We start from the raw sequence: 20,621 nt of genomic DNA on the forward strand, positions 1-20,621 counted from the left end.
CCGGCCGGACATCAGCGGGAAGGCCGGAGGCCGGCCGGAGGTCAGACGGGATCGCGGGCGACGGGGCAGGACATGCAGCGGGGTCCGCCGCGGCCCGATCCCAGTTCCGATCCCGAGATGCGCAGCACCTCGATGCCCGACGCTTCGAGGCGCGCGTTCGTCTCGACGTTGCGTTCGTACGCGACGACGACGCCGGGAGCCAGTGCGAGCGTGTTGTTCCCGTCGTCCCACTGCTCGCGTTCGGCGGTGACGTTGTCGAGTCCGGTGTCGATGACCCGCAGTTTGCCGATACCCATGGCGTCGGCCGCGGCGTCGAGGAACGGGCCCGCGCCGGTGATGGTCACACCGGTGTCCTCGCGGCGAATCGTGAACGCGGACAGCGTGTCCTGGATGATCGGGTACATCACCACCGCGTCGGTGTCGACCATCGTGCACACGGTGTCCAGGTGCATCGACGCCCGTTCCTGCGCGATGGGCACCACGAGCACGGTGTGCGCGAGGTCGTCGTCGAAGAGGCTGCGCGCGAGCGCTTCGGCACCGGCGGGCGTGGTGCGTTCACCGACTCCCACGGCGACGACGCCGGGCGACATCAGCAGCACGTCGCCGCCCTCCACCGGCGCGGTGTGCGACTCGTAGGCCCGGCGCACACCGAGGAATCGTGGATGGAAGGCGTAGATCAGATCCGTCAGCGACGTCTCCCGAGCGCGGGCCCGCAGCGCCAGTGACGTGATCGCGACGCGTTGCTGGATCCAGAACGACGAGTCGCGGGTGAACAGCAGGTTCGGGAGCGGCTCGATGACGAAGTCGCCGCCGTGGTGCATGCGCCGGACCAGCGAGACACCCGAGTCGTCCGCGACCGGCAGTTCGTCGAAGGTCATGCCCGCCATCAGCACGGTCGCCAGTTCGGGTGCGGGCAGGCCGCGGAGGTAGGTCGCCAGGTCCCGGGCGAGCACGTGTCCGAGCCGCCGGGGTTCCACCGCGGCGGCGACACCCTGCACGCGTGCGGCACCGCTGAGGGCCAGGGTCTCGGTCAGCAGATCACCGAGCAGGAGGACCTCGACACCGCGTCCTCGCAGCAGGTCGGCGAACGCGTCGTGCTCGTCGCGAGCGCGGTCCACCCACGGCAGCCCGTCGAACAGCAGCTGATCGTTGTTGCGTGGGGTGAGTCGGCGCAGCTCGTCGCCAGGGCGGTGCAGCATGACCGTCCGGAGCGTTCCCACCTCGGAATCCGCTCCCAGCGGAGCCGTCGCGTCCATGCCAGAACGGTAGTGCGTGAGCGCCGACTCGGCACGCGCTCCGCCGCGACACGCGCGTGAGGTCAGCGCAGCAGTCGGGAGAAGTAGTCATTGGCCGCCTGCATGGTCATCTCGTAGGGGCGCGCGAACTTGCGCGACACCCAGTACCCCACCCGGATGTCGTTGCTCGAGTAGACGAGGAAGTGCCGCTTCGCCATCCCGGTCAGGATCTTCTCCGCGACCACCTCGGGCGACACGGCGTGGGCCTCGAAGCGTGCGGTCAGCTTTCTCACGCGTGGGTCGTCGCGATCCACGCCGGCGATGTCCACCGTCTCGACGAGCGGTGTCCGCACCGCCCCGGGGACCACGAGCGAGACGTCGATGCCGTGCCGGGCGAGGTCGTAGCGCAACACCTCGGACATGCCGCGCACGCCGAACTTGCTGGCGCTGTACGCCGCGTGCCACGGATACGCGAGCAGGCCGGCCGACGACGACACGTTGACCAGGTACCCACCGCGACCCGCCGCGATCATCGGGGGAACGAAGCACTGGGTGACGTGGATCGGGCCCATCAGGTTGATGTCGATCAGCGCCTTCCACGTCTCGTGGGCCATGTTCTCGACGGTGCCCCACGCGGAGATCCCGGCCACGTTCATGACGACGTCGACGCTGCCCACCTCGGCGTGCACGGCGTCCGCGAACGAGGCGACGGCGTCGTGATCGGAGACGTCGAGCGCACGCGAGGCGACGACGCTGCCGCCGTTCTCGGCGATGGTGGCGGCCGTGGCGGCCAGTCCCGCCTCCGCGATGTCGGTGACGATCATCCGCGCCCCACGCCGCGCGGCCTCGATCGCCGTGGCGCGACCGATGCCGCTGGCGGCGCCGGTGACCAGCACGATCGCCCCGCGCAGGTCGGTCCACGACCGTCGCGGACGTCTCCCTCTCAGCCTGCTCTGCACCATCGCGTCGCACTCCCCCCTCGCCGGCCTGCTGTGGTGCCCGACACTACCGGTCGAGTGTGCGCGCTCCGACTTGTCAGAGGCCCGACGACCGGCGCAGAATCTGCCACCATGGCGTTGATCTCGAAGGGCTTCGTGGGCCGCCGGCGCGGCGACGACGGTCGGACTCCCCCCGGCCAGTACCTGACCAATGATTTCCCGGTTCTCGCCATCGGGCCCGCGCCCGTGGTCGCGACCGACACGTGGTCGTTCTCCATCACGTCCGAGACCGGTGAGACCCGGACCTGGACGTGGGACGAGGTGGCCGCGCTGCCGCACGAGACCCCGACGGTCGACATCCACTGCGTCACCAAGTGGTCGAAGCTCGACACCAACTGGAACGGCGTGAGTCTCGACGTGCTGCTGGACGGTCTCGACACCGAGGCGGGGTACGTCGTCGTGCACGGCTTCGACGGATACACCACCAATCTGCCCCTCGAGGACCTGCGAGACGGGAAGGCCTGGCTGGTCACCGAGTTCGACGGAGAGCCGCTCGCACGCGAACACGGCGGTCCCGCACGGCTTCTCGTGCCGCACCTGTATTTCTGGAAGTCGGCGAAGTGGGTCTCGCGCATCGAGCTCACCGAGGAGAACGAACAGGGATTCTGGGAGCGCGGCGGCTATCACGACTACGGCGACCCGTGGCGCGAGCAGCGATACCAGGGCGACTGACGTGACCACCGGATCCACGGCCGGGGTCGGGGCCAGGCCCTGGCTCGTCTCGACCGTGCTCGAGGTGCGGCGCGAGACACCGACCGCCTCGACGCTGGTGCTCGACGTCGACGGCTGGCCGGGACATCTCGCCGGACAGCACGTCGACGTGAAGCTGACCGCCGAGGACGGGTACAGCGCGCAGCGCAGCTACTCCCTCGCCTCCGCACCGGACGGCACGTCGCGCATCGAGATCGCCGTGCAGAACGTCTCCGACGGCGAGGTGTCCCCCTACCTCGTCGGCGCCGTCGAGGTGGGCGACCGATTGGAGATCCGCGGACCCGTCGGCCGGTGGTTCGTCTGGCGGCCGTCCACACCCACCGAGACCCCGTCGCCGCCAGTCCTGCTGGTGGGCGGCGGCTCGGGCATCGTTCCGCTCCGCGCGATGGTCCGCGCGCAGGCCGCGGCGGGATCGAGCGGCGGCCGGGTGCCGTTCCGCGTGCTCTACTCGGTCCGCGAACCGGCGGAGGTGTACTTCGCCGACGAGTGGGCGCATCCGCCCGCGGGAGTCGACGTCACCACGCTCTACACGCGGCGCGCTCCCACCGGGTCCCGCAGGCCGCTCGGCCGCATCACGATCGAGGATCTCGACGCGCACGGGTGGCCCGCCGAGTTCGAGCCGCGGTGCTATATCTGCGGGCCCACGAGCTTCGTCGACACGGTCGCGGACATGCTGGTCGAGCGAGGACATGCACCGGCGAACATTCGCACGGAGCGCTTCGGCCCCAGCTGACAACCGTCCCCGCCCGGCCGAGTTCAGAGGCGGGTGGTCATCTCGTCCTGGTAGTCGCGGACAGTGCGTTCGATGCGTGCGGCATCGTCGGCGTCACCGCGTTTCCGAGCGTCGTCCGCGCGTGACTGCAGCACGCGGATGGCCTTGCGCAGCTCGTTGTCGGACATGCGGCGGTCGGTGCGCTCGCGCGTGGCGATGTCTTCCATGAGTCTCTCCCGACGTCACTCGTGCGGTCGACACACGATGCCGTGTGTCTCACATCACAGTGTGCGCCGGGAGAGCGCCGAACGCTAGTGATTGCTGGAGACGCCGGTGTCGCTGGTGGCGTCGGCACCCGAGCGATCGCGTACGAAGCTGGAGAGGCTTCGCGAGGCGAACTCGCGGAAGTACGGGAGCTTCGCCGGCGGCACGAGCGAGGGCAGGATGGTGTGCCAGACCTGCTCCATGCGCACGGCGGCACCGTCGAGGCGCGCAGTGCCCTCGGCGACCATCAGCACGCCACTGAGCATCTCCGAGACCAGGCAGGACGCGGTCTCGGCGTCCAGCGAGTCGATGACGTCACCGTGCTCGATGGCACGCTCGAAGAGGTGCGAGAAGATGTTCTGCCACGTCCCGAAGACGCTCCCCCGCGTGGGGTCCGGTGCGTCCACCTCGAGCTGCAGGCGGTACATGATGCGCACCAGGTTGTCGGTATTGGCAAGGTCGAGAACGGAATACGTGATCCCGATGACGGATTCCAGTGCGGGAGAACGGCTGTCGACCATTCCGGTGCAGGCGGCCGCGACACGCTCACGACCCTCGTCGACGAGCGCGCGCGCCAGCTCTTCCTTGGAGGCGAAGTGGAAGTACAGCGCGCCCTTGGTCACACCCGACTCCGCCGAGACCTGGCTCAGGGTCGCCGTGGCGTGGCCGACCCGCAGGAACAGATCGGCGGCAGCCCGCAGGGCCGCGGACCGCGTTGCCTCTGCACGTAATTGCCTGACCATTGTTACTCCCCACTAGTCACGCGCGTTCGGACCGGTGCTCCGAACCGCCGGTGTGAATCCCGTGTCACACCCTTCTACTGCGCGTGATCATGATAGGCACAGGTTGGACTCGAACACCGCCACAGAAATGCACTCGAGACAAAATCACAATGACGACCAGCGCTCGAGCGAGTCCAGGCACCGCTCCGACTGCTTCTACTCGTCGGTAGGTTCTTTATCTCGACGAGAGCCGACTTCTCGTCCGCCGGCACCGGACGTCGGCGCACGTCATTGCAGCGAGACGGCGACGAAGATCTCGACGTTCCCGTCGGCTGAGAGGCACTCGAACTCCACCCCGCCGGCGCGCACGATCGAGCCGTCGGCGATGGCCTCCTCGGCCTGCGCCCACGCGTCCTCCGCCCGGTCGGGCAGCGTCATCGACGGCGTGAAGACCGCGAACGCTCCCGACGGAACCGTGACGAAGACGTCGCCGATCGGCACGTCGTCGACGTTCCCACGAGGTACGCCGACGACGACGTTGCAGACACCACGCTGATCCGGGACGTAGACGGTGTAGACGTCGGCGTCCTCCGGTTCACGTTCGCGGATACGTTCACGCAGGAACACGACGAGATCGCTGGCGCTGCCCTCGGGTCCGGGATCGACACCGGGCACGACCAGTCCGCCGAACACCATGCTCGGACGTGCCACGAGACGGAACGTCATCCCGCACCGCCGACGCCCCGCGAGCCGGGCGTCGCGACCGGAACGTACATCTCGATCTTGTACGCGTGGGGATACACCTCGAACTCACCGGTGAAGGCGCGAGTGAAGGACCCCATCTCCTCCGCGTGGGTGATCTCGTTCCACAGCGTCGTCAGGACCTGCGGAAAATTGCCGACTGCTGAGAATTTCGCATAGCGACCCGCCGGCACACGCGCCACGATGTGCCCGCGGCGCACGTCACCGTCCGCGACGCGGTACCCGACGATCTGCGTGCTGTAGGACCCGATCGCGGGAACGAAGTCGGTGTAGACCGACCCGAGCGGTTCACCGATGTCCTGGTTCAGGATTCCGGACCACGCACGTTCGAGATTGGTGTCGTAGAGAGAGCCCAACGCCCGTTTCGGGCTGCGCACAGGAAGACCCGCAACCCACGTTTCCGCGAGGTCGACGAATTCGATGGTCATGACGGGCTCCCGTGCAACGGCTTCGATGTCCGCGTGGTGGTCACTGACATTCCGGCGGACCGGCACTCGCGACCCCGCCCGGAGAAGTGCCCACCCGCCGAATACCACGACGCGCCCTCACCATACAGTGCCGCGTCAGGGGAGAACGGATACCCCGTGAGATCCGTCCATTCCTGCCGAGGCCGGCAACGCCTCCACGGGCGGCGGTGCATCGGATCGCCACTGCACCACGGCGGCTCCCGTCAGAATTGCTGCACCACCTGCGATTTGAGTGAGAGACACTGTCTCGCCGAGCAGGAGCCACGCCGCAACCACCGCACACAGCACCTCGACCAGCGCGATCACCGATGCGGTCGATGCCCCGAGAGCGCGGGACGCCATGATCCCGAAAACGTACGCGACGGCTGCGGAGACCAGGGCGAGCACTGCGACGGCAGTCCACCACGGCCACGCCCGGCCGTCGATAGCGACGTCGTTCGTCGACACCTGCAACGGAACCATTCCCAGCATTCCGGCGACGCCGACCACAATGGCGCCCACCGCCAGTCCGGCGGCCGAGAGAACCAACGGATCGACGGCGTCACCCTGTTTCGCGGACACCACGAAGTAGAACGCGAGACACACGGCGGCGGACAGTCCCCAGAGCACGCCGACAGGATCGAACACGGCGCCGTCGAACACGTCGAGCACGACCAGCGCACCGCCGAGCGCGAGTGCGACACCCGCCATCGTCGTCGGGCGGGGGCGCCGCCGGGTGGTGATCCAGATCCAGCCGATCACCAGGACCGGCCCGAGGTACTCGAGCATGAGTGCGACACCCACCGAGAGGTGTTGGATCGCATTGAAGAAGCAGACCTGGGCTCCTGCCACCGCGACGACGCCGTACGCGACGACGGTGACGGGAGCCGAGAGCACCCCGCGGAGTGCGCCGCGGCGCAGCAGGACGACGACGGGCAGGAGGATCACCGCACCGCCCACGATGCGAGCGAGCACCGCGGACTCGGGCGACCACCCGGTGTCGGTGAGCGCCTTCGCGAACGGGCCCGACATTCCGAACGCGATCGCGGAGGTCACGGCGAACGCGACACCGGAACGGGAGGACACCATGAGCGGCCCTTTCGAGGATCCGGCCACACCGTCGGGTACGTCGCCCGTCATGTCATGACCGTAACTGTAGATTGGTCATGACACTAGAGACCCGGAAGGTCAGGAGTCAAATGCTTTTTGCTCATGACACACGCACCGCCCTCGTCTGGGCGGCGGCGCTGATCAACACCGCCGCGAACGGCGAGGACCACCTCCCTGACGTGAGCACCCTGTCGTCGATGCTCGACGAGCACGAGTGGACGGGGCGCCGCGACGGCACACAGGAGGAACTCGACGCCGTGCGGGCCCTGCGCCCGGCCTGGCGGGCGCTGTGGGAGACGGGCGAACCCGACGCCGTCGTACCCGTCGTCAACGCGATGCTGGCCGCATCCGACGCCCGGCCGTACCTCACCCGCCACGGCGACTGGGGCTGGCACATGCACGTCAGCGACGACGACGCGCCCCTCGCCGATCGCATGACGGCCGAGACCGCCGTCGCCCTCGCCGACATGGTGCGGTCGGACGAGCTCGAGCGGCTCCGCCTGTGCGACGCACCGGACTGCGACGCGGTGCTCGTCGACCTGTCCCGCAACCGATCGAGGCGGTACTGCGACACCGGAAACTGCGGCAACCGCGCCAACGTCGCCGCGTACCGGGCCCGCAAGAAGATCTGACGACGGCCGGTCCTGGTGAACCGATATTCGCATAATTCCTGATCAGCTGAAGGTATTCCGTGGTCACCGGACCAGCCACTGGTAGCCACCCCGCTCAATAACGGTGGTTCGCGCCATATGTTGTCGCACAACATCATACGACTCATCGGTGGCTTTGACGCCACCTGCAGCCGGGGTTACCGTCGGTGATCGCGGCGGCCCGCCGGGCCGCACGCCTCATCGCTTCTCCTCGTCTCGGGAGCCACACCATGTCGATCTCGACGTCCCTCGACGGGCGGGTGCAGAGCCACACCCGCGCGCATCTGTCCGAGTCTCGTGCACGCGTGGCCTCCATGCTGGGCGACATCGTCGAGGACCGCTCGCTCGGAGCCAGACTGTGGTCGACCGACGACGTCGAGTACCTCAACTGCGGCGGGTACGGGACCCTCCTGCTCGGCGCCCGGCATCCCCGCGTCGTCGACGCGGTGATCGCCCAGCTCGGACGCCATCCCGTCTCCACCCGCACCCTGCTCGAACCTCGGGTGGCCGAGGCCGCGGCGGCACTGGCGGCCCGCCTGCCGGACCCGCTGTCGAAGGTCTACTTCGGCGCCTCCGGAACCGAGGCCACCGAAGCCGCCGTCAAGATGGCCTGCAGCGCCGGCCACCATCGCCTGATCGGGGCGAGCCGCGGCTACCACGGCAAGACCCTCGGCGCGCTCGCCCTCACGGCGAATCCGTCGTATCAGAACCCGTTCCGTCGACTGTTCACCGCGGCGACCACAGTTCCGTACGGCGACGTCGAGGCACTGTCGGACGCACTCGGCGACGACGCCTCCGACGCCTGCGTGGTCCTCGAACCCGTGCAGGGCGAGGGCGGGGTCGTGCTGCCGCCCCGCAACTACCTCGCGGTCGCCTCGGCACTGTGCCGTGAACGCGGAGCCCTCCTCGTGATCGACGAGATCATGACCGGCCTCGGACGCACCGGCCTGATGTGGGAGAGCGAGCGGGACGCCGTCGACGCCGACATCGTCCTCGTGGGAAAGAGTCTGGGCGGCGGCGTGATTCCCGTGTCGGCCGCCGTCGCGACACCGCGCGCCTTCCGTGCCTTCGACATCGACTTCGGCATCCACACGTCGACCTTCTCCGGTGCGCCGCTGGGGATGGCGGCCGCGTGCGCCGCGCTCGAGGTCATCGACGACGAGAAGCTGGTGGCGCGATCCGCACGGACGGGCGGACGACTGCTCGACGAGTTGCGCATACTCACAGCGGATCTCGGGACCGTGGAGGTCCGCGGTCGAGGGTTGCTCATCGGGCTGGACTTCGGCGACGCCGGCACCGCCGGCCGCTTCCTGCTCGCGCTGCTCGACCGGCGCGTCGTGGCCAACCACTCCCTGAACGCCAGTCCAGTCGTGCGTTTCACTCCCCCGGCCACGATGACCGAGGCTGATGTCGACTGGATGCTCACCGCCGTCGGCGACGCACTGCGCGAGACGTTCTCGAAAGGACACCGATGACGATTCTGCTGACCGGAGCCTCCGGCGTCGTCGGACTGCCGACGCTCCGCGCCCTCACCGAGGACCACGACGTCGTCGTGCTGGAAGGTCGACGGGCCGTGCAGCACTCGGGGATCACTGTCCGCGGCGACCTCCGCGCGCCACACCTCGGACTCGACGACCGGACGTGGTCCGCCCTCACCCGCGACGTGGACACCGTCGTGCACTGCGCCGGCGTCGTGGACTTCGGGATCGACGACGCGTCCACCCGGGCCGTCAACGTCGACGGAGTCCGCCACATCGTGGAGCTCTCCCGGGACGCGTCGGCACGCCTGGTGCACGTCAGCACCGCCTTCGTCGGCCAACCCGTGATCCCGGACGTCACCGGCGGACTCGCCACCATGCACCCCGGTGCGTACATCGCCAGCAAGAGGGACGGCGAGGATCTCGTGCGGAGCAGCGGCCTCGACTGGACCATCGTCCGCCCGTCCATCGTGTGCGGCGATTCCGAGACCGGTGAGATCTCCGAGTTGCAGGGGCTGCACACCCTCGTGCGCGCCTTCCTGCGCGGGACGTTGCCGGTCGTCCTGTGCGAGGACGCGCTGCAGTACGACTTCGTGCCGTGCGACGTCGTCGCACGGTCGATCGCGACGGTGGTGAACCACCCGCGGCAGTACGACCGCGAGCACGTGTGGGTCACCAGCGGGGCCGCGGCACTGGACATCGACTCGCTCGTCGCCGTGCTGGTCGACGAGGCCACCCGCCTCGGGATCGCGGTGGACGCGCCTCGCCGGCTGCACCCGGACGTGTTCCAGCGCCTGTGGAAGCCGGCCTTCTTCGACCTGCTCGACCCCGCGTCGCAGACGAAGTTCGCCAATCTCCTCGCCTCCGTCGCGAACCTGTTCAACACCAGCCCGTTTCCCACGTCGCTCGGGTCCGGACCCCTCCCTCCCGCGCAGACGGCGGGCACCATCGAACGCTCCGCCCGCCTCACCGCCCGACATCTGGTGGAGCGCTCCCCCGGCGCCTATCCCGTCCTGCAGTCCGCCTGACCGTCGATTCCATTCGAGGAGTTCTCATGTCCCCCAGCATCATCAGTGTGATCGCCACCCTCACCGGCGTCACTCCGGACGACGTGTTCGATCGGGTCAGCGACTTCGCCTCCTTCGGCGATCACGTACCCATGGTCGACCGCATCGCCGTGACGGATCCCGAGTCGCGGGACGCGGCCGGGTACGTTCGATCGTCGTCGTGGTCGACCCACTTCCGCGGCGGTCTGCTGCAGTGGGTCGAGACGGACACCGTCGACGTGCCCGGCCGCACCGTCACCTTCGAGCAGTCGAGCGGCGACCTGGGATCGTTCGACGGCCGGTGGGCGGTGCGGGAGACCGGCGACGGCGCCGTCGAGATGGCCTTCGACGCCGCCGTCGACATCGGCATCCCGTCGATGGCCGACATGCTCAATCCGGTCGCCGCACAGGAACTGGCCACCGGCGTGCACCAGATCGTCGACGGGCTCTTCGGCTCGGGCGTCGTCTCCGTCGAGACCGGGTCGCGGCTCACTCAGCGCTGACGGACCGGCCCCGGCCTATGCTGAACGCGTGCTCGGCCGACGGCAGTTCCTCCGCGGGGCCGGCGTAGCTGCGGCCGCCGCCGCCCTGGCGGGGTGTTCCCGAGATACGTGGTGGCAGGACGCTTCCGGCCGACTGCGCATCGCCACCGGCAACGTGGGTGCGGTGTTCGACGAGTACGGCGCGGCTCTGCGCACAGAGGCCTCGCAGGTGCTGCCGGGTGTGCGCTCGGAGGTCCTCGTGACCGGCGGCTCCGTGGGAAACGTGCTCGACCTCTCGTCGGGCAGCGCGGACGTCGCGTTCTGCCTCGGCGACACGGCACTCGATGCGGTGCGCGGCGAAGGGGCCTTCGACTCCCCGGTCCCCCTGACCGCGCTGGCCCGGCTCTACGACAGCTTCCTGCAGATCCTCGTCCCGGTGGATTCCCCGGTCACGGGAATCCAGGACCTGGCGGGCGTGCGCCTGAGCGCGGGCCAGACCGACTCGGGTACCCGGTCGGTGACCGAGAGGTGCCTGGCCGCAGCAGGAGTGGACACGGCGGACGTCGACTTCGTCGCGCAACCGCTCGGCGAGGCGACGGCGGCGCTGAGCACCGGACGCGTCGACGCGCTGGCCTTCGTCAGCGGGTTCCCGGTGCGGGCACTGGTCGAGCTGGGCGCGCGCACACCGGTCCGCGCGCTGGATCTCGGTGGACTGGTCGAGGGACTCGTGTCGACGTGGGGTCCGCAGTACGTCACCGGTCCGCTGCCGGCCGGGCCGTACCGTCTGCCCGCCGCCGTCCAGACTGTCAGCGTGAAGACGTACCTCATCGCGACGCCGACGCTCCGCGAGGACACGGCCTACGGGTTCACGTCCGTCGTCTTCGACCGTCAGGACGCGATCGCACGAACCGTGCCCGACGTCCGGCAGCCGACCGTCGCCGCCGGAATGTTCACCCAGCCGGTCCCGCTGCATCCGGGGGCGCTGCGGTGGTTCCGCGATCGAGACGCGCGGGAAGTGAGATGACCGTCCGCAGGCCCGGATCGGCGGGTTCGAAGACCACGTCCCCGTCGGCGTCGCGGATGCGGAGGACGACGATCGCGAGACCCAGTCCGGTGCCCTCGACGCCGGCGTGCCGGTCGAGTCGGTGGAAGCGCCGCCCCAGCTCGGCGGCTTCGGCGGCACTGACGCCGTCACCGTGATCGCGCACCGTCACTCGCCACGCGTCGCCGGCCTGCTCCAGCGCGACGTCGACGGACCGACCCTCCGCGTACTTCAGCGCGTTGTCCAGAAGGACGTCGAGGACCGTGGGGACGAGGTCCTCCTCCAGGAACGCCGGGGCGGTGTCGACGTCGACCCGGACGGTGAGCAGATCCTCGAACAACGGCGCCCACAGCGCAACCCGCTCGCGTAGCTGCCGGGCGACGTCCACCTCGGAGGAGCGCCGGTCGAAGCCTCCCGCGCGGCTGATCTCGATCACCGCGTCGAGTGAGCGCGCCATGCGTTCGGTCTCGGCGAGCACCGGTTCGACGGCCGGATCGTCCACGGCCAGGTTCTCGAGCCGGAGCCGCAGTGCCGTCAGCGGATTGGCCAACTGGTGCGACACGTCCGCGACCAGTTCGCGCTGCTGCTGCCGGGAGTGCTCCACGTTCGCCGCCATGTCGTCGAACGACTCCGCGAGCCGCCGGAGTTCGGGAGGCCCGACGTGGCGTCCCTCGGTCGGAGTGCGGCCGCGGGACAGCTGCTCGACGCGGGTGGTCAGATCGTCGACCGGCCGCACCACCCAGCCGACGAGTGGCACTCCCACGAGCCAGGCGACGAGCGCGAGGACGACGGCGCCGCCCGCCGCGGCGAGCACCATCGCTCGCTGCACGTTGTCCCGCGCGGCCGACGTGTCCTCCAGCATGACGACGGCACCGAGGATCTGCGCGTCCCGGCCGATGGGCGTCGCGACGATCAACGGCTCGGTCTGCCACGGCCACAGCGCAGTCGGAGCGGAGGTCGGTGTTCCCGCGAGCGCGTCGCGTACCGCGCCCGCCAGACCCGGCACGTCGGCCGGCAGATCCGAGCCTGCCGGTGCGAGCACCGATCCGTCGATGTCGACGATCCACGTGCGGGTGCTCTCCGTGACCTCGCCGTACCGCATCAGATCGGGTCCCAGTGAGCTCGCGTCACCGACACTGTCGGCCAGGGTGGCGAACCGGGTCGCGGCGGCCAGACGCCGTTCGTGGATGGTGATCGCCCGTTCCTCCGCGTGGGCGGCCACGAGCGGCGCGACGAGTGCCGCCAGCACGGCGGCCGTCAACGTGATCGCCAGTGCGAGCAGCCGTCTCCTCACGCGTCGGGCTCGGCGGGAGCGACCAGTCGATAGCCAACACCGCGCACCGACTCGATCCGGGCGACGTCCTTCAGCTTGTTCCGCAGTGACGCGACGTGGACGTCGAGCGTGCGCGAGGCACCCACCCACGTCGTGTCCCACACCTCCTCCATGAGCGCGGCGCGGCTCACGGGGCGGTCCGGTGTGCGGGAGAGTGCCACGAGCAGTTCGCATTCCTTCGCGGTGAGCGTGCGCACGGAGCCGTCGGGTGCGGTGACCTCGCGGGTGTCCCGAGCGAGGTCGAAGCCGAGATCGACGGCCGGCTCGGTGGCGACGCGTCCGACACTGCGCCGCACGACCGCGTCCAGCCGTGCGAGCAGCACCGCGAAGCTGTACGGCTTGGTGACGTAGTCGTCGACACCCGCACGCAGAGCGCCGATCACGGAATCCTCGGTGCGCCGCGCCGTGAGCGCCACGATGGGAACGGACGAGTGCTCCCGGATCCGGCGGCAGACCCACAGGCCGTCGTGATCCGGGAGCCCCATGTCGAGCAGGACGAGATCGGCGTCGTCCACCATGTCGAGCGCCGCGGTCCCGGTCGCGGCGTGCCGCACCGCCCAGCCCTGCCGACGCAGCGACTGTGTGAGTGCGTCGGCGACTCCGAGGTCGTCCTCGACGACGAGAATCTGCATCGTGAGGCCCTCCCGTCCGGCGCGGAAAGCCTAACGCACGGACCTCAGGACACTGCCGCCTCGTTCCTGTCCGCTCGGCGTGCCTGCTCGGCGTCCAGGAAGGTCGGTGCGCGGTTCTTCAGGACGAAGACGTACACGACGAGCGAGACACCGATGGCGATGGTGACGTAGATGCCGAAGGCGTCGAGCGCATCGTTCTCCTTGGCGGCCTCGTAGATCACCGGAGCCGTGCCACCGAACATCGAATTGGCCAGTGCGTAGCCGAGTCCCAGCCCCAGAGCGCGCACGTGCGCCGGGAACAGTTCCGCCTTCACGATCGCGTTGATCGAGGTGTAGCCGGTGAGGATGACGTAGGTGCCGGCGAGCAGCAGGAAGGACACCATCGGCGTCTCGACGCGCGGCAGCAGGTTCAGGAAGGTCCACGACCACAGCACACCCGCGATGCCGAACCCGACGAGCAGCGGCTTGCGCCCGATCTTGTCGCTCAGCAGTCCGCCGAGTGGCTGGATCACCATGAGCAGCACCAGCGCCGCGAGGTTGATCCACGTCGCCGTCATGCCCTGATCGGCGTAGGTGCTCTTGACGATGAGCGGCCCGTTGACGCTGTAAGTGTAGAACGCGACGGTGCCGCCGAGGGTGACGAGGAAGCAGATGAGCAGCTGCTTCGGATACGCGGTGAACAGTTCGGTCATCGAGCCGCTGCGCTTGCCATCGACCTCGGTCTGCAGGGATTCGTCCATGCTCCGACGCAGGAACAGCACGACCACGGCGCCGAGGGCGCCGATACCGAACGCGATGCGCCATCCGAAGGAGGCGATCTGTTCGTCGGTCAGGACGCTCTGCTGGATCAGCAGTGTGACCTGGGCGAGGACGTGACCGCCCACCAGGGTGACGTACTGGAACGAGGAGAAGAATCCGCGCAGCCCCGGCGTCGCCGCCTCGGACATGTACGTCGCCGACGTGCCGTACTCGCCACCCGTCGCGAAGCCCTGCAGCAGGCGGCAGAGGACGAGCATGACCACGGCGGCCGACCCGATGGACGCGGCCGTCGGGGTCAGCGCGATGAGCAGAGACGAGCCCGCCATGAGCGAGATGCTGAACACCAGCGCGGGACGACGCCCGTGCCGGTCCGCGTACCGACCGAAGAACCACGACCCGATCGGGCGCATCACGAAGGTGATCGCGAAGATGCCCATCGTGTAGATGCCCGCGTTGGGCTCACCGTCGGCGAAGAAGCTCGACTGCAGGTACGACGCGAAGACCGTGTAGACGTACACGTCGTACCACTCGACGAGGTTGCCGAGTGATCCGCGAATGGTGTTGAACACCGCCCGCTTCGTCGAAGGAGGCCCCGCGGGGATGGCTGTCGTGGCCATGGATGGTCACCTTTCGGTCCGGTGCAGGGGATGCACCGAACGAACACTAGGTGTGACCGGCGCCATATGAGGCACGGCTGCGGGCAGTCTTTACAGACACTTTGCAAACCCGATCGAGGCTGTCGGTGGGACCTGCCACCATCGTCGACATGACGACGACGCCGGCGCTACCCGAAGCGTGCCTCGCGTGGTGCAGCACCCGTTCGTACGAGTACGACGTGCTGGGTGATCTCGCGGAGATCGACCTCGACTGGTGGAACAGTCGTCTCACGAGCGCGCGCATCCCGGTGCGGGTCCGCGCCCGAGGTCTGGACGGAGACGTCGTCGAGACCGGCACCGGGTTCCTGCGGCGCGGCGATCTGCAGACCATCGGGAGCGGGTGCGATCTGACCACCGTCTACCACTGCGCCGCATGGCTCGTCGGTCATCGAGACCGAGACCGCGCTCGCCGCTTCCCCGATGCGCGGGACCTCGAGGAGCCGGCCGGCGACCGTCGGCTGCACGGTGTTCGGCAGGCACTGGACGAGTGCCGCCGCGCGCCGGCGCTCATCGACGTCGGTCCGCACCGGGACTGGTCGGGCTGGCCGAGGGCCACGGGATTCGGGCGCGTTCCGATGTCCCTGTACGTGTGGGCGATCGGGTCGGAGAACATGCTGCACCGCCCGCAACTCCTCGACCAGCAGGCGCTCTCGGAACTCGTGCACCTGGGGTGGGTGGACAATCCCTCGGTGTCGGCCATGACCGTGCGGCGCTACCTCGGCTACTGCGAGGTGCTCGACGAGTGGGCGAGACTGGGCCGCGTACGGCCCGAGCTCGTCGAGATGTGGCTGGTGCGGTCGTGGCGGATCCGACGGGAGACGCCGTCGCCGTTCCTGGACGAGTTCCGCGATGCGCTGTGACGAGCGTCGAACGTGGTGGAGCTGAGGGGAATCGAACCCCTGACCTTCTCGATGCGAACGAGACGCGCTACCAACTGCGCCACAGCCCCTGACCCGGCGAACCAGGATCGTCTCGAACTCTAGCAGCCCCGCGGGACTGCCAGAAATCCGGTCACTCCCCCGCTGCGCGGCGCATGCGGACGTCGAGGTGGGAGTCGCCGACGTGCTCGTCGTAGTGCTCGAGATGGTCGAACGCCGGGTCCTCGTCGTCCACCTCGAGCACCACGGCGCCGGGGCGACGCAGGCGCTCGGGAGTGAGCTTGAGCTCCGGGTCGGTGCTGGACTCGACACCGAGGCGCGAGCGCTGCAGACGCTGCATGCGACGACGACGGATGTCCTCCTCGATGCGCACCTGGCGGCGGAGGTAGAACAGGTAGGACGACAGCCCGACGATGGTGACGGCGAAGACCCACCAGAAGATCGGGCTCGCAAGGAATCCCAGCGCTGCAGACATCGCGATGACGAACACGGAGCCGAGCACCGTGCGCTGACGGAACGCGTAGCGGGCGGCGCGGGCGATGGCGTCGGCCTCGGGATCGAAGCCGCCGCGGCCGCGTCGCTGCGGCACGAAGTCCTCCGAGAAGTACTCGTCGACGTGCTCGTCGCTCTCGTGGCCGTGCTGGGTCTCCATCGGATCCTCCGAAAGCGAGTCGGTCGAGTGCAGGTCGTCGTCGGACGGGCGCCAGTCGGGGTCGCTGCGGTGCCCTGCCGCGGGACCGGGATCGACGCGGAGCCGCGCTCCGCCCCGGTGCAGGACCCGTGTCGCGAGCGCGACGTCGGTGGTGCGGCGGATACGCGGGCGCGATGTGACCACCATCGGCACGAGCACGAACAGCCAGATGGCGACGAGGCCGATCCAGATCACCGAATTGGGCACACCCACCACCTCCTGACGTGAATCACATTCATGTGAGCTTGCACGTCAGCGTAGTGGGGCGCGGTGAACCGCCGACGGCGACGCGCCGAACACGAGTGCACTCATGTCACTCCAGTCACAGGCCGAACTTCCCGTAGTGCTTGCGTGTTCCCGCGGACACTGCAGCACGCGCGGGAACACGGAAGCCCTACGGGAATCTCGAGGCGACTACCGAGCCCACGCCGCCCGACCACTGCGCACCAGCACGTCCGCCACCGTTCCGGGCGTCTCCCCCACCGTCATGGCGACGAGGATGTGGTCGCGCCACGCACCGTCCACGTCGAGGTACCTCTGCAGCAGGCCCTCCTGGCGGAACCCGACGTTGCGCAGAACCGCTTGACTGGCAGCGTTTTCCGGCCGCACGGTGGCTTCGAGCCGGTGCAGCCCGGCCGACGAGAAGCAGTGGTCGACGCCGAGTGCGAGTGCTGCCGTGGCGACCCCCTGCCCGCCGACGTCCTTGGCCACCCAGTAGCCGATCCACGCCGATCGAAGGGCTCCGCGAACGATGTTGCCGACAGTCAGCTGCCCGACGAAGGTGCCGTTCAGTTCGATGGCGAAGGGCAGCATCATCCCGCGCCTGGCCTCGGCCTTGAGGCTCGAGAACAGGGGCGGCCACGACGACATCGCGTGCCGCATGTCCCACGGCGCCTCACCGGTGGGCTCCCACGGTTCGAGGTGCGCGCGGTTGTCGATGCGGGTCCGCGACCACACCGCGGCGTCACGCAAACGTACCGGTCGGACCGTCACCTCGCCCGCGGGAACCACGAGAGGTCCCAGCTTCGCCGGCCATCCGGGATGGCTCGACCACGATCGCGGCATACTTCGAAACCTTAGCGAAGAGGACGGAGCGTCAGCCGCGCTGCGCGAGGAATGCGACGTCGACCTCTTCGCCGGTCCGCACCTCGGTCACCTCGGGGTCGACCATGACCAGGCAGTTGGCCTCCGCCAGCGTCGCCAGCAGGTGCGACGAGCTGCCGGGAGCACCGCCGAGTGCCTGCACGAGGTAGTCTCCCGTGCCCTCGTCCCGCATGAGCTGGCCGCGCAGGTAGGCGCGGCGCCCGGCGATGGACGTGATGGGTCCGACGGTGCGGGCGGTGACGATGCGGCGCATGGGCTGGCGTCGACCGAGCGCGATGCGCACGAGCGGCCGCACCATCACCTCGAAGACGACGAGCGCACTCACCGGGTTGGACGGCAACAGGAAGGTGGGTACCTCGTCGCGACCGAGCTGGCCGAAGCCCTGCACCGATCCGGGGTGCATGGCCACGCGGCCGACCTCGATGTCGCCGAAGTCCTCGAGCGCCTCGCGGATCTCCTCGGACGCGCTGCCGCCGACGGCTCCGGCGATGACGACGATCTCGGAGCGGATGAGCTGCCCTTCCACCACCTCGCGCAGCCGCTTCGCGTCACCGCTGACGATGCCGATGCGGTTGACGTCCGCGCCCGCGTCCCGCGCCGCGGCAGCGAGGGCGTAGCTGTTCACGTCGTACACCTGGCCCTGGCCCGGTGTGCGTTCGATGTCGACGAGTTCGCCGCCGATCGAGATGACCGAGAGTCGGGGACGGGGATGCACCAGGACCTTGTCACGGCCCACGGCTGCGAGGAGACCGACCTGCGCTGCGCCGATGATGGTCCCGGACCGCACGGCGACGTCGCCGGGCTGCACGTCGTCACCGATGCGGCGCACGTACTCCCCGGAACGCACGGGTGCGAGCACCTCGATGCGGCCGCGCGCGAACTTCGCTCGATCCACGGGGAGAACGGCGTCCGCGAGGGTGGGCAGCGGTGCACCCGTGTCGACGCGCACCGCCTGCCTCGGCTGCAGACGGATGGGCTGACGCGACCCCGCCGCGACCTCGCCCACCACGGGCAGCGAGATGTCGACGGGTGCGCCGTCGTCGTCGGTGGCCGACCCCGCTGCAGCGATGTCCACACTGCGGACCGCGTAACCGTCGATGGCCGCCTGATCGAACCCGGGCAGCGGGCGCTCGGTCACCACTTCCTCCGCGCACAGCAGACCCTGCGCCTCGGAGATGGCGACTCGCACCGGCCGGGGGGCAACCGCTGCAGCCGTCACTCTCGACTGCTGCTCCTCAACCGAGCGCATCCGCACCTTCCGTCATCCGTGTCGACCGGGCGTCACTCGTAGGTCGTGAGCTCCGGTGCCCAGCTGTCGCTCAAGCGCTCCTGGAGCCACTCGCGCAATGCCGGACCGTAATCTTCGCGTTCCAGTGCGAAGTCAACCGCAGCGCGGAGGTAACCCCCGGGATTTCCGAGGTCGTGTCTCACTCCGCGGTGCACCACCACATGTACCGGATGACCCTCCTCGATGAGGAGAGCGATGGCGTCGGTGAGTTGCAACTCGCCGCCGGCGCCGGGCTGGATGCGTCGCAACGCATCGAAGATGGCCCGGTCCAGAAGGTATCGGCCGGCCGCCGCGTAGTTCGACGGCGCGTCCTCCTTCTTGGGCTTCTCCACCATGCCGTTGACCTTGAGCACGTTGGGGTTCACTGCGTCGGGCACGATCTCGGTGTCGAACACTCCGTACGCGGACACCGCGTCCTCGGGAACCTCGATGGCGCACAACACGGTTCCGCCGCGCTTGGCACGCACCCGCGACATCACGTCGAGCACACCCCGCGGCATCACCAGGTCGTCCGGGAGCAGCACTGCGATCGCGTCCTCGTCGTCGTCGAGCACCTCCTCGGCGCACGCGACGGCATGTCCGAGACCCAATGGCTCCGCCTGGATCACCGACTGGACGTCGAGAAGACCGGGCGCGACACGGACCTTCTCGAGCATCTCGAGCTTGCCGCTCGCCTCGAGCTTGTTCTCCAGCACCAGATCCTCGACGAAGTGGGCGACCACACCGTCCTTGCCGGGCGAGGTGACGATGACGAGGCGCTGCGCGCCGGAATCGGCAGCTTCTCCGGCGACGAGCTCGATTCCGGGCGTATCGACCACCGGCAGTAGCTCTTTCGGTACCGTTTTCGTGGCGGGGAGGAAACGTGTTCCCATGCCTGCAGCGGGTACGACGGCCGTACGGAACGACGGCTTCTTGCCACCGGCCACGGACTCACTGTTTGCTGAGCTCATGCGCACACCCTATCCATGTAGACCGCGAATCGTCCTTCGCGAGACACTGGGGTTTCCCCCGTGATCAGTGACGACAAACTCGAGTGGAGGACACGCATACTCACTGCCCGCAAGCAGCGAGACGTCCACGCACGAGAGCGGGCATCAGAGGCACTCTCTCACGCCGTGTCGGTTTTGGCCTCCGATGCGCGGGAGCGCGGCGGCGACACTGTCGCCGCCTACGTACCGGTGGGTAGCGAGCCCGGTGATGCGAGCATGCTCGACTCCGCACTGGCCGCCGGACTGCGAGTGCTGCTGCCCGTCGCGCGTGAACCGGGGCCGCTGTCCTGGGCCGAGTACCGCGGACCCGACTCGCTCGTCGCGGCCGCGTACGGCTTGCGCGAACCGTCCGGCCCGACGCTTCCTCCCGAGACCGTCGCGGACGCGTCGATCGTGTTGGTACCCGCACTCGCCGTCGATCGCAGCGGCGGTCGCCTCGGCCGAGGCGCCGGCTTCTACGACCGCACCCTCGATGCCGTCCGGCCCGACGCGTGGCTGGTGGGCGTGGTGTACGACGACGACCTGGTCGACGCGCTGCCCACCGAGACGCACGACGTGCGCATGACCCACGTGTTGACGCCGCTGTCGGGGCTGCGGCGGCTCGGCCACGACAGTCGCGGCTGAGGAATAGCA

General features: G+C 69.0%; 23 protein-coding genes and 1 tRNA gene. 9 read left to right on the forward strand and 15 right to left on the reverse strand.

Features of this window, described 5'->3' with window-relative positions:
• Positions 1 to 41 precede the first annotated feature (41 nt).
• Positions 42 to 1,256, reverse strand: coding sequence for an arginine deiminase (gene arcA, locus HQ308_RS08810; RefSeq protein WP_222646163.1), 1,215 nt, complete (start codon positions 1,254 to 1,256; stop codon positions 42 to 44).
• Positions 1,257 to 1,318: 62 nt separating this feature from the next.
• Positions 1,319 to 2,197 (reverse strand): SDR family oxidoreductase, encoded by an 879-nt coding sequence (locus HQ308_RS08815; RefSeq protein ID WP_222646164.1) that lies wholly within the window; start codon positions 2,195 to 2,197, stop codon positions 1,319 to 1,321.
• Positions 2,198 to 2,305: 108 nt separating this feature from the next.
• Here HQ308_RS08815 and HQ308_RS08820 point away from each other — a divergent pair, with 108 nt between their 5' ends.
• On the forward strand, positions 2,306 to 2,905 hold the full coding sequence (locus HQ308_RS08820; RefSeq protein WP_056447072.1) for a sulfite oxidase-like oxidoreductase: 600 nt from the start codon (positions 2,306 to 2,308) through the stop codon (positions 2,903 to 2,905).
• A gap of 1 nt (position 2,906) precedes the next feature.
• On the forward strand, positions 2,907 to 3,677 hold the full coding sequence (locus tag HQ308_RS08825; protein ID WP_222646165.1) for a ferredoxin reductase: 771 nt from the start codon (positions 2,907 to 2,909) through the stop codon (positions 3,675 to 3,677).
• Positions 3,678 to 3,700: 23 nt separating this feature from the next.
• Here HQ308_RS08825 and HQ308_RS08830 read toward each other — a convergent pair whose 3' ends face one another.
• The 5 genes from HQ308_RS08830 to HQ308_RS08850 all read right to left on the reverse strand — a co-directional run bounded on the left by HQ308_RS08830 (position 3,701) and on the right by HQ308_RS08850 (position 6,990).
• On the reverse strand, positions 3,701 to 3,883 hold the full coding sequence (locus HQ308_RS08830) for a hypothetical protein (protein WP_056447066.1): 183 nt from the start codon (positions 3,881 to 3,883) through the stop codon (positions 3,701 to 3,703).
• A gap of 84 nt (positions 3,884 to 3,967) precedes the next feature.
• Positions 3,968 to 4,663, reverse strand: coding sequence for a TetR/AcrR family transcriptional regulator (locus HQ308_RS08835; RefSeq protein WP_051612955.1), 696 nt, complete (start codon positions 4,661 to 4,663; stop codon positions 3,968 to 3,970).
• Between the two features lie 267 nt (positions 4,664 to 4,930).
• Positions 4,931 to 5,353: an effector binding domain-containing protein gene (locus tag HQ308_RS08840; RefSeq protein ID WP_162247027.1), complete on the reverse strand. Its 423-nt coding sequence runs from the start codon at positions 5,351 to 5,353 to the stop codon at positions 4,931 to 4,933.
• Positions 5,354 to 5,364: 11 nt separating this feature from the next.
• Positions 5,365 to 5,832, reverse strand: a complete 468-nt coding sequence (locus HQ308_RS08845) for an effector binding domain-containing protein (protein ID WP_222646166.1) — start codon at positions 5,830 to 5,832, stop codon at positions 5,365 to 5,367.
• A gap of 135 nt (positions 5,833 to 5,967) precedes the next feature.
• A complete protein-coding gene (locus tag HQ308_RS08850) occupies positions 5,968 to 6,990 on the reverse strand; it encodes a DMT family transporter (RefSeq protein WP_222646167.1) in 1,023 nt (340 codons plus the stop codon).
• Positions 6,991 to 7,049: 59 nt separating this feature from the next.
• Here HQ308_RS08850 and HQ308_RS08855 point away from each other — a divergent pair, with 59 nt between their 5' ends.
• The 5 genes from HQ308_RS08855 to HQ308_RS08875 all read left to right on the forward strand — a co-directional run bounded on the left by HQ308_RS08855 (position 7,050) and on the right by HQ308_RS08875 (position 11,640).
• Complete coding sequence (locus HQ308_RS08855) at positions 7,050 to 7,592, forward strand: CGNR zinc finger domain-containing protein (protein ID WP_027504105.1); 543 nt, start codon at positions 7,050 to 7,052, stop codon at positions 7,590 to 7,592.
• A 248-nt stretch (positions 7,593 to 7,840) separates the two neighbouring features.
• Positions 7,841 to 9,085, forward strand: coding sequence for an aspartate aminotransferase family protein (locus HQ308_RS08860; protein ID WP_222646168.1), 1,245 nt, complete (start codon positions 7,841 to 7,843; stop codon positions 9,083 to 9,085).
• The gene (locus HQ308_RS08865) at positions 9,082 to 10,116 is read left to right on the forward strand and encodes an SDR family oxidoreductase (protein WP_222646169.1); all 1,035 of its coding nucleotides are present in this window, start codon (positions 9,082 to 9,084) and stop codon (positions 10,114 to 10,116) included. The genes HQ308_RS08860 and HQ308_RS08865 overlap by 4 nt, the downstream gene beginning before the upstream one ends.
• A gap of 26 nt (positions 10,117 to 10,142) precedes the next feature.
• Positions 10,143 to 10,637, forward strand: a complete 495-nt coding sequence (locus HQ308_RS08870; protein WP_222646170.1) for an SRPBCC family protein — start codon at positions 10,143 to 10,145, stop codon at positions 10,635 to 10,637.
• Between the two features lie 28 nt (positions 10,638 to 10,665).
• Positions 10,666 to 11,640, forward strand: coding sequence for a TAXI family TRAP transporter solute-binding subunit (locus tag HQ308_RS08875; protein ID WP_222646171.1), 975 nt, complete (start codon positions 10,666 to 10,668; stop codon positions 11,638 to 11,640).
• Here the strand turns inward: HQ308_RS08875 and HQ308_RS08880 are convergent.
• Genes HQ308_RS08880 through HQ308_RS08890 form a run of 3 tightly spaced genes read right to left on the reverse strand, consistent with a single transcriptional unit; the run spans position 11,567 to position 14,999 of the window.
• Positions 11,567 to 12,952 carry a HAMP domain-containing sensor histidine kinase gene (locus HQ308_RS08880; RefSeq protein WP_222646172.1) on the reverse strand — a complete coding sequence of 462 codons (1,386 nt, stop codon included), beginning with the start codon at positions 12,950 to 12,952 and terminating at the stop codon, positions 11,567 to 11,569. The genes HQ308_RS08875 and HQ308_RS08880 overlap by 74 nt on opposite strands.
• Positions 12,949 to 13,623 carry a response regulator transcription factor gene (locus HQ308_RS08885; RefSeq protein WP_027504108.1) on the reverse strand — a complete coding sequence of 225 codons (675 nt, stop codon included), beginning with the start codon at positions 13,621 to 13,623 and terminating at the stop codon, positions 12,949 to 12,951. Before HQ308_RS08885 ends, HQ308_RS08880 begins: the two co-directional genes overlap by 4 nt.
• A 44-nt stretch (positions 13,624 to 13,667) precedes the next feature.
• Positions 13,668 to 14,999, reverse strand: a complete 1,332-nt coding sequence (locus HQ308_RS08890) for an MFS transporter (protein ID WP_222627659.1) — start codon at positions 14,997 to 14,999, stop codon at positions 13,668 to 13,670.
• Between the two features lie 149 nt (positions 15,000 to 15,148).
• Here HQ308_RS08890 and HQ308_RS08895 point away from each other — a divergent pair, with 149 nt between their 5' ends.
• Positions 15,149 to 15,898 (forward strand): hypothetical protein, encoded by a 750-nt coding sequence (locus HQ308_RS08895; protein WP_222646173.1) that lies wholly within the window; start codon positions 15,149 to 15,151, stop codon positions 15,896 to 15,898.
• Between the two features lie 13 nt (positions 15,899 to 15,911).
• On the opposite strand, the gene HQ308_RS08900 is transcribed toward HQ308_RS08895, so the two are convergent.
• From HQ308_RS08900 to HQ308_RS08920, 5 genes are all read right to left on the reverse strand, one after another.
• Positions 15,912 to 15,987 (reverse strand) — tRNA-Ala (locus tag HQ308_RS08900).
• A 62-nt stretch (positions 15,988 to 16,049) separates the two neighbouring features.
• A complete protein-coding gene (gene glpR / locus HQ308_RS08905; RefSeq protein WP_027504110.1) occupies positions 16,050 to 16,814 on the reverse strand; it encodes a gephyrin-like molybdotransferase receptor GlpR in 765 nt (254 codons plus the stop codon).
• A 207-nt stretch (positions 16,815 to 17,021) separates the two neighbouring features.
• Positions 17,022 to 17,672, reverse strand: a complete 651-nt coding sequence (locus HQ308_RS08910; protein WP_027504111.1) for a GNAT family N-acetyltransferase — start codon at positions 17,670 to 17,672, stop codon at positions 17,022 to 17,024.
• Between the two features lie 31 nt (positions 17,673 to 17,703).
• A complete protein-coding gene (glp, locus tag HQ308_RS08915; RefSeq protein ID WP_222646174.1) occupies positions 17,704 to 18,960 on the reverse strand; it encodes a gephyrin-like molybdotransferase Glp in 1,257 nt (418 codons plus the stop codon).
• A gap of 32 nt (positions 18,961 to 18,992) precedes the next feature.
• Positions 18,993 to 19,949, reverse strand: coding sequence for a UTP--glucose-1-phosphate uridylyltransferase (locus HQ308_RS08920; RefSeq protein ID WP_051612960.1), 957 nt, complete (start codon positions 19,947 to 19,949; stop codon positions 18,993 to 18,995).
• A gap of 63 nt (positions 19,950 to 20,012) precedes the next feature.
• Between HQ308_RS08920 and HQ308_RS08925 the strand changes: the two genes are divergently transcribed.
• Complete coding sequence (locus HQ308_RS08925; protein WP_374198525.1) at positions 20,013 to 20,612, forward strand: 5-formyltetrahydrofolate cyclo-ligase; 600 nt, start codon at positions 20,013 to 20,015, stop codon at positions 20,610 to 20,612.
• Positions 20,613 to 20,621: the final 9 nt, after the last annotated feature.

This window comes from Rhodococcus sp. BP-241 (assembly GCF_019836145.1).
Taxonomy (GTDB): domain Bacteria; phylum Actinomycetota; class Actinomycetes; order Mycobacteriales; family Mycobacteriaceae; genus Rhodococcoides.

What these genes read in the sequence shown, in the direction of transcription:
- arcA (WP_222646163.1), bottom strand. Translation starts at nt 1,256, where the DNA reads ATGGACGCGACGGCTCCGCTGGGAGCGGATTCCGAGGTGGGAACGCTC.
- HQ308_RS08815 (WP_222646164.1), bottom strand. Translation starts at nt 2,197, where the DNA reads ATGGTGCAGAGCAGGCTGAGAGGGAGACGTCCGCGACGGTCGTGGACC.
- HQ308_RS08820 (WP_056447072.1), top strand. Translation starts at nt 2,306, where the DNA reads ATGGCGTTGATCTCGAAGGGCTTCGTGGGCCGCCGGCGCGGCGACGAC.
- HQ308_RS08830 (WP_056447066.1), bottom strand. Translation starts at nt 3,883, where the DNA reads ATGGAAGACATCGCCACGCGCGAGCGCACCGACCGCCGCATGTCCGAC.
- HQ308_RS08835 (WP_051612955.1), bottom strand. Translation starts at nt 4,663, where the DNA reads ATGGTCAGGCAATTACGTGCAGAGGCAACGCGGTCCGCGGCCCTGCGG.
- HQ308_RS08845 (WP_222646166.1), bottom strand. Translation starts at nt 5,832, where the DNA reads ATGACCATCGAATTCGTCGACCTCGCGGAAACGTGGGTTGCGGGTCTT.
- HQ308_RS08850 (WP_222646167.1), bottom strand. Translation starts at nt 6,990, where the DNA reads ATGACGGGCGACGTACCCGACGGTGTGGCCGGATCCTCGAAAGGGCCG.
- HQ308_RS08855 (WP_027504105.1), top strand. Translation starts at nt 7,050, where the DNA reads ATGCTTTTTGCTCATGACACACGCACCGCCCTCGTCTGGGCGGCGGCG.
- HQ308_RS08860 (WP_222646168.1), top strand. Translation starts at nt 7,841, where the DNA reads ATGTCGATCTCGACGTCCCTCGACGGGCGGGTGCAGAGCCACACCCGC.
- HQ308_RS08865 (WP_222646169.1), top strand. Translation starts at nt 9,082, where the DNA reads ATGACGATTCTGCTGACCGGAGCCTCCGGCGTCGTCGGACTGCCGACG.
- HQ308_RS08870 (WP_222646170.1), top strand. Translation starts at nt 10,143, where the DNA reads ATGTCCCCCAGCATCATCAGTGTGATCGCCACCCTCACCGGCGTCACT.
- HQ308_RS08885 (WP_027504108.1), bottom strand. Translation starts at nt 13,623, where the DNA reads ATGCAGATTCTCGTCGTCGAGGACGACCTCGGAGTCGCCGACGCACTC.
- HQ308_RS08890 (WP_222627659.1), bottom strand. Translation starts at nt 14,999, where the DNA reads ATGGCCACGACAGCCATCCCCGCGGGGCCTCCTTCGACGAAGCGGGCG.
- HQ308_RS08895 (WP_222646173.1), top strand. Translation starts at nt 15,149, where the DNA reads ATGACGACGACGCCGGCGCTACCCGAAGCGTGCCTCGCGTGGTGCAGC.
- HQ308_RS08910 (WP_027504111.1), bottom strand. Translation starts at nt 17,672, where the DNA reads ATGCCGCGATCGTGGTCGAGCCATCCCGGATGGCCGGCGAAGCTGGGA.
- glp (WP_222646174.1), bottom strand. Translation starts at nt 18,960, where the DNA reads ATGCGCTCGGTTGAGGAGCAGCAGTCGAGAGTGACGGCTGCAGCGGTT.
- HQ308_RS08920 (WP_051612960.1), bottom strand. Translation starts at nt 19,949, where the DNA reads ATGAGCTCAGCAAACAGTGAGTCCGTGGCCGGTGGCAAGAAGCCGTCG.